This window comes from Moorena sp. SIO3B2, from assembly GCF_010692525.1.
GTDB classification, from domain to species: domain Bacteria; phylum Cyanobacteriota; class Cyanobacteriia; order Cyanobacteriales; family Coleofasciculaceae; genus Moorena; species Moorena producens.
Map to the genome: position 1 here is coordinate 1 of NZ_JAAHHE010000984.1, position 1,062 is coordinate 1,062.

The 1,062-nt window shown below is 43.9% G+C and carries 2 protein-coding genes; one reads left to right on the forward strand and one right to left on the reverse strand.

All coding sequences use genetic code 11. The features are described 5' to 3' along the window. Positions 1-398: Uma2 family endonuclease (locus F6K38_RS42915; protein ID WP_287361014.1), on the forward strand; the 398-nt coding region annotated here is incomplete at its 5' end. A gap of 51 nt (positions 399-449) precedes the next feature. Here F6K38_RS42915 and F6K38_RS42920 read toward each other — a convergent pair. Then, on the reverse strand, positions 450-1,062 hold a 613-nt coding region (locus tag F6K38_RS42920; protein WP_502709681.1), incomplete at its 5' end, for a glycosyltransferase family protein.

Below are 1,062 nucleotides of genomic sequence, written 5' to 3' on the forward strand. Positions count from 1 at the left end.
GGTTATGGAATCGCCAAACCAAACTGGGGGTTACTTTTAACTCCTCTACTGCTTTTCGACTTCCCAATAGGGCAATTCGTTCTCCTGATGCAGCTTGGGTTACTCAAAAACGATGGAATGCATTAACTGCTGAACAACAAGAAACTTTCCCACCCCTTTGTCCTGATTTTGTGCTGGAGTTGCGTTCAAAGAGTGACAATATGGAACCGTTACGCCAAAAAATGCAGGATTATATTGATAATCAACTGCGTTTGGGTTGGTTAATTGACCCTAATCATAAGACGGTTGAAATTTATCGACTCAATCAACCTGTAGAGGTGTTGAAATCTCCCAAAACATTATCGGGAGAAGATGTTTTACCTGGCTTTGTCTTAGACTTGGAATTGGTTTGGAATTAGCAGGATTGTAAGCATTAAGCTATTACCAATCAGCCATTAGCCTTTGACCACTTAGCTGATTAGCTGGAAAATTTCCTTAGCAGCGCGATCGCATACGCCCACTTCACCCAATAACTGGCGCATTTCCTGATAATCCTTCAGGGTTTGCTGACGCCGTTCTGGATTAAAAAGGAGTTCCAAGGATTCCCGAACAATATTCTCTGGTGTGGCTTGCTCTTGTAACAACTCCGGCACAATGGAACGCATGACTACTAAGTTAGGGGGAGACATGAAGGGAATGGAAAACTTCAAGAAGGTGCGAGCAAGCCAGTAGGTAAAGGGATTAACTCGGTAGAAAACTACCTGGGGCACATCTAGTAGTGCTAGTTCCAAATTCACTGTACCTGACTTGGTAATGGCTAAATCAGCAGCAGCCAAGATTTCCTTAGTTTCACCAGCTACCACCTTAGCTTGTAAACCATAGCGCTGTACTGCTTCCTCAATGGGATGGCGATAGGCTTCTAAGGATAGGGGAATCCAAAATAGTGGTGAATCAGGTTGACTTTCCCTTAACCCTTCACCCTTCGACTGGCTAACCCGTGTTTGCTCAGTATCTAACAATTGTGACTGTAGCTGCTTGGCGGCTTCGAAGACTACAGGCATGAGATACTTTATTTCTTGTTGT